4 protein-coding genes and 1 pseudogene are annotated in these 4,832 nt (G+C 62.8%); all 5 read left to right on the top strand.

Annotation, left to right across the window (positions count from 1 at the left end; all coding sequences use genetic code 11):
* Positions 1-477, top strand: a pseudogene (fusA, locus tag ACXJ7R_RS24955) (elongation factor G); the annotation flags it as partial.
* Between the two features lie 66 nt (positions 478-543).
* Positions 544-1,719 (top strand): elongation factor Tu, encoded by a 1,176-nt coding sequence (gene tuf / locus ACXJ7R_RS24950; protein WP_013531404.1) that lies wholly within the window; start codon positions 544-546, stop codon positions 1,717-1,719.
* Between the two features lie 159 nt (positions 1,720-1,878).
* Positions 1,879-3,552: a hypothetical protein gene (locus ACXJ7R_RS24945; RefSeq protein WP_457154154.1), complete on the top strand. Its 1,674-nt coding sequence runs from the start codon at positions 1,879-1,881 to the stop codon at positions 3,550-3,552.
* A gap of 123 nt (positions 3,553-3,675) precedes the next feature.
* The gene (locus ACXJ7R_RS24940; RefSeq protein WP_457154153.1) at positions 3,676-4,158 is read left to right on the top strand and encodes a group II truncated hemoglobin; all 483 of its coding nucleotides are present in this window, start codon (positions 3,676-3,678) and stop codon (positions 4,156-4,158) included.
* 30 nt (positions 4,159-4,188) lie between these two features.
* Positions 4,189-4,740: a putative glycolipid-binding domain-containing protein gene (locus ACXJ7R_RS24935; RefSeq protein ID WP_095090663.1), complete on the top strand. Its 552-nt coding sequence runs from the start codon at positions 4,189-4,191 to the stop codon at positions 4,738-4,740.
* Positions 4,741-4,832 lie beyond the last annotated feature (92 nt).

Raw genomic sequence — 4,832 nt, 5'->3', positions numbered from 1 at the left:
CCCAAGGAATACATCCCCGGTGTCGAAAAGGGCATCAACAGCGTCATGACCTCGGGTCCGTTCGCGGGCTTCCCGATGATCGGTGTCAAGGCGACGCTGATCGACGGCGCTTACCACGATGTTGACTCCAGCGTTCTGGCCTTCGAAATCGCCGGCCGCGCCTGCTTCCGTGAAGCCGCACCCAAGCTTGGCGTGCAGTTGCTCGAGCCGATCATGAAGGTCGAAGTGGTGACGCCGGAAGACTACGTCGGCAGCGTCATCGGCGATCTGAACGGCCGTCGCGGCCAGATCCAGGGCCAGGAAGCACGTGGCGTGGCAGTGGTCATCAACGCGATGGTGCCGCTCGCCAACATGTTCAAGTACGTCGACAACCTGCGCTCGATGAGCCAGGGCCGCGCGGCCTACACCATGCAGTTCGATCACTATGAGCCTGTGCCGACCGCGGTCGCCCAGGAAGTTCAGAAGAAATACGCGTAACTCGAACGGGTTGCAGCGGTAACTTAATTCAAGGCCCGCACGGGCGAGCAGGATTGGAGACATCACATGGCAAAAGGTAAATTCGAGCGTAACAAGCCTCATGTGAACATCGGCACGATTGGTCACGTTGACCATGGCAAGACGTCGCTGACGGCGGCGATCACGAAGTATTTTGGCGAATACAAGCGCTATGACCAGATCGACGCGGCACCTGAGGAGAAGGCGCGCGGCATCACGATCTCGACGGCGCATGTCGAATACGAGACGGCCAACCGCCACTACGCTCACGTCGACTGCCCCGGGCACGCCGACTATGTGAAGAACATGATCACCGGTGCCGCGCAGATGGACGGCGCGATCCTGGTTGTGTCGGCTGCCGACGGCCCGATGCCGCAGACCCGCGAGCACATCCTGCTTGCCCGTCAGGTCGGCGTGCCGTCGATCGTGGTATTTTTGAACAAGGTCGACCAGGTCGACGACGCCGAGCTGCTCGAACTGGTCGAGCTCGAGGTTCGTGAGCTGCTGACCAAGAACGAGTTCCCCGGCGACGACATTCCGATCGTCAAGGGCTCGGCTCTGGCTGCTTTGGAAGATTCCGACAAGAAGATCGGCGAGGACGCGATCCGCGAGCTGATGGCTGCGGTCGACGCCTACATCCCGACCCCGGTTCGTCCGCTCGACAAGCCGTTCCTGATGCCGATCGAAGACGTGTTCTCGATCTCGGGCCGTGGCACGGTTGTGACCGGTCGCGTCGAGCGCGGCGTGGTCAAGGTCGGCGAGGAACTCGAGATCATCGGCATCCGTCCGACGACCAAGACGACCTGCACCGGCGTTGAGATGTTCCGCAAGCTGCTCGATCAGGGCCAGGCCGGCGACAACATCGGCGCGCTGCTGCGCGGCGTTGACCGTGAAGGTGTCGAGCGCGGCCAGGTTCTGGCCAAGCCGGGCACGGTGAAGCCGCACAAGAAGTTCGTGGCCGAAGCCTACATCCTGACCAAGGACGAAGGTGGCCGTCACACGCCGTTCTTCACCAACTACCGTCCGCAGTTCTATTTCCGCACGACGGACGTGACCGGCATCGTGTCGCTGCCGGAAGGCACCGAGATGGTGATGCCGGGCGACAACATCACGGTCGATGTCGAGCTGATCGTGCCGATCGCCATGGAAGAGAAGCTGCGCTTCGCTATCCGTGAAGGCGGCCGCACCGTCGGTGCCGGCATCGTCGTCACCATCAAGGAATAACCGACCCCGGCATCCGCTGGGTCAGGTTCGAGACATAAAGGGCGGTCCTTGGGGCCGCCCTTTTCCTTTTGCCCGGCGGTCGTCGGGTGTTGTCGGTCGAACCCTGTTGCAAGCCTTTGCACCTCGTCTAGGATAGCTTGCATGGCGGGGCTTTTCCAAATGGTTCCAGGGCGCCTTTTGCATCGTCGGGCTTTGTGGTCGCTGTGGCTGATCTGCCTGCTGGCGTCGCTTGTCGCGGGGCATGCCGCCTTTGCAACGGATACGGCGCCGGATCTCGGTCCGACGATGCGCTTCGTCGTCGTCCGCAGCAACGCACCGGGCTGCGAGCCGATCTGCCCGGAATGGATCTCCGCCGAAGGCTCGATAGAGGCCCGGACGCCGGTTCTGTTCAAACGCATGCTCAAGACGCTTGGCGGCCGAAACCTGCCGATCGTCGTCGATTCTCCCGGCGGCAACGTCGAGGCGGCGCTCACGCTTGGCCGGCTGATCCGCAAGAACAAGCTCGATATCGCTGTCGGCAAGACCCGGTTCGACGGCTGTCTGCCTGATGCGAAGGACTGCGCGGAAAACGATGGCAGCGGCGTCCGCTATTTCGGCGATGCCTACGCCAGCGGCGCGATGTGCAATTCCGCCTGTCCGCTGATGTTTGCCGGCGGTATCCGGCGGTTGGTCGGTGAATCGGCCTATCTCGGCGTCCATCAGATCACCACGACCTATATCCGCACGAAACTGCAATATCGCACCACCTATCGAATCGTGGGCGGCAAGAAGAAGGTACTCAGCACAAGGATCGTCAGCCGGAAGAGTGCCGGCAGCTACAAGACCTACGAAATGAGCAAGGCGGTGGAGAAAAGGCTGGCGACCTATCTCGACGGGATGGGCGTCGGACCGGGCGTGCTCGAAACGATGAAGGACACCCCGGCCAGCGCAATCCACCAACTGGAAGTGCAAAACATGCTTCGGATGAGGATGGTCACCAGCCTGGATTCCGTCGACCTGTTGACCGCGGGAACCATCTGCCGCGCCACTCCATTGCCCGGAAATTGCCGGGAAGTCCCGCCTCCGGCAGACAAGGCCACGCGGCCGGCCGCTGCCGAGGTGGGAAAAGTCGAGCCCGCCGCCATCGCGCCGATCGGACCCGAAACCGTCCAGCAGGACAATGTCGCCGACATGCGCTTCGTTCTGGTGCGCGGCAAGAGTTTCCTCTGCGATCCCGATTGTCCGGAGTGGATCGCAGCGGAAGGCAGGATTACCGCCGAGACGCCACAGAAGCTGCGCGAATTGCTCGGCACCCTGGGGGATCGGCGGCTGCCCGTCGTGATCAACTCGCCTGGAGGCGACCTGTCCGGTGCTCTTGCCGCCGGAAGGCTGATCCGCGAACGCAGGCTCGACGTGGCGGTCGCACGCACGGAGTTCATGGAATGCGAGCCGGAAAAGCCGGGCTGCACGGCTCAGGACGGCGTCTATGTCGGGCTCACGAATGATGCGTTGGGCGAATGCGATGCAGCCTGTCCGATCATGCTTGCGGGCGGCGTCAGACGCCTGGTCGGCCCCCATGCGCGGTTGCGCTTGCGGTCGCTGGAACTGGACCAGCAGGTCAAGACCTATCTCGAAGAGATGGCGGTTGGGCCTGACCTGTTTGCCGCGATAAAGCTCCATTCGAGCCAACGGCAGCTCGATCCCAGGAAGATGCTCAAAGTCGGGCTGACGACAGGGCCTCAATCGGCGGATGAACTGACCGGCGCTTCCATTTGCAAATCGGCCCCGAAGCCAGGCAATTGCCGCCTGGTGTCGGCGCCCAGGATGCAGGCCAACGCGCCCACCAAGTCATAGTTTCGGCAGCACGGTCGGGCGGACTGGCCGTCGAGGCAGGTTGAGCCATCCCCGATAGTTCCGCTATCGTCACCCCGGCATTGCCATCTCTGGCGCTGCTTAAGGGGCCAGTGGAGGAAACAAATGAGCCAGGACGTCCCGACATTGTACGAATGGGCTGGCGGCACCGAGGCGCTGAACCGGCTGACGGAAACCTTCTACGACAAGGTGCTTCGCGACCCGGTCGTCGGGCCGGTGTTCAGGAGCATGTCGCCGGACCATCCGGCCCACGTTGCGGCGTTCATCGGCGAGGTTTTCGGCGGACCGAAAACCTACAGCGAAAAATTTGGCGGCCACCGCGAGATGGTCATGCACCACCTGGGCAAGCATCTGACCGAGGAGCAGCGCCGCCGCTGGATTAATCTTCTGGCCGATGCCGCCGACGCGGTCGGCCTGCCCGACGATCCTGAATTCCGCTCGGCCTTCATGGGCTATGTCGAATGGGGCTCGCGGCTGGCCAAGATGAACTCCAATCTCGGCGAGACCTGCGATCCCGAGACGGAACCGATGCCGGCCTGGGGCTGGGGCGTGCCGGGTGGGCCGTACAGGCCGCCGGAAACAAAGTAGTCTCCAGTCGCCACGGGAGGTGTCGGGCTGATGCTGGAAGATATGAATATCGTGCGCTGGCACGAGTGGGATGGCCCCGGCCTCGAACACTTGCTGCTGCAGGAGCGGGCAGGGGAAGTCTCGGCCGACTCTGTCGTGATCTGCTCTGGTGAAACGCCTTTTGCGGTGCGCTACCGCATCGCCTGCAACGCGAACTGGCATGCCAGGAGTGTCATGGTCGACGTGATCGGCAGCGGCCAGACACTTGTCCTTGCCGCCGACGGCGATGGTCGCTGGACCAGGGATGGCCTGCCGATGCCCGAGCTCGACGGCGTCCTCGACCCTGATCTCACCGTCACGCCGTTCACCAACACGCTGCCGATCCGGCGATTGCGGCTTTCGACGGGACAAAGTGCCGAGATCACCACCGCCTTCATCGATTTCCCGGCCCTCACCGTCGTCGCCAACCCGCAGCGCTACACATGCCTCGAAGAGGGCAGGCGATATCTCTACGAATCGCGCGCCAGCGACTTCAAGCGGGAGCTGGAGATCGACCGCGACGGGCTGGTCGTCAGCTATCCCGATTTCTGGCGCAGAGGTTAAGGCGCGTTTGCTTGCAAACCACTCTTTACAGAGCGTGCGGAAGCTTTTAGGAAGCGCCTGCTGCGCCGACATGCGCACGATACGGGCATAGC

Source organism: Mesorhizobium sp. P5_C1 (genome assembly GCF_054049815.1).
Note: the sequence above shows the minus strand (reverse complement) of the source record. Positions and strands in the feature narration are given on the sequence as shown.

Bases quoted from the DNA above. Each gene is read 5' to 3' on its own strand.
- tuf (WP_013531404.1), top strand. From the start codon at position 544: ATGGCAAAAGGTAAATTCGAGCGTAACAAGCCTCATGTGAACATCGGC.
- ACXJ7R_RS24940 (WP_457154153.1), top strand. From the start codon at position 3,676: ATGAGCCAGGACGTCCCGACATTGTACGAATGGGCTGGCGGCACCGAG.
- ACXJ7R_RS24935 (WP_095090663.1), top strand. From the start codon at position 4,189: ATGCTGGAAGATATGAATATCGTGCGCTGGCACGAGTGGGATGGCCCC.
- ACXJ7R_RS24945 (WP_457154154.1), top strand. From the start codon at position 1,879: ATGGTTCCAGGGCGCCTTTTGCATCGTCGGGCTTTGTGGTCGCTGTGG.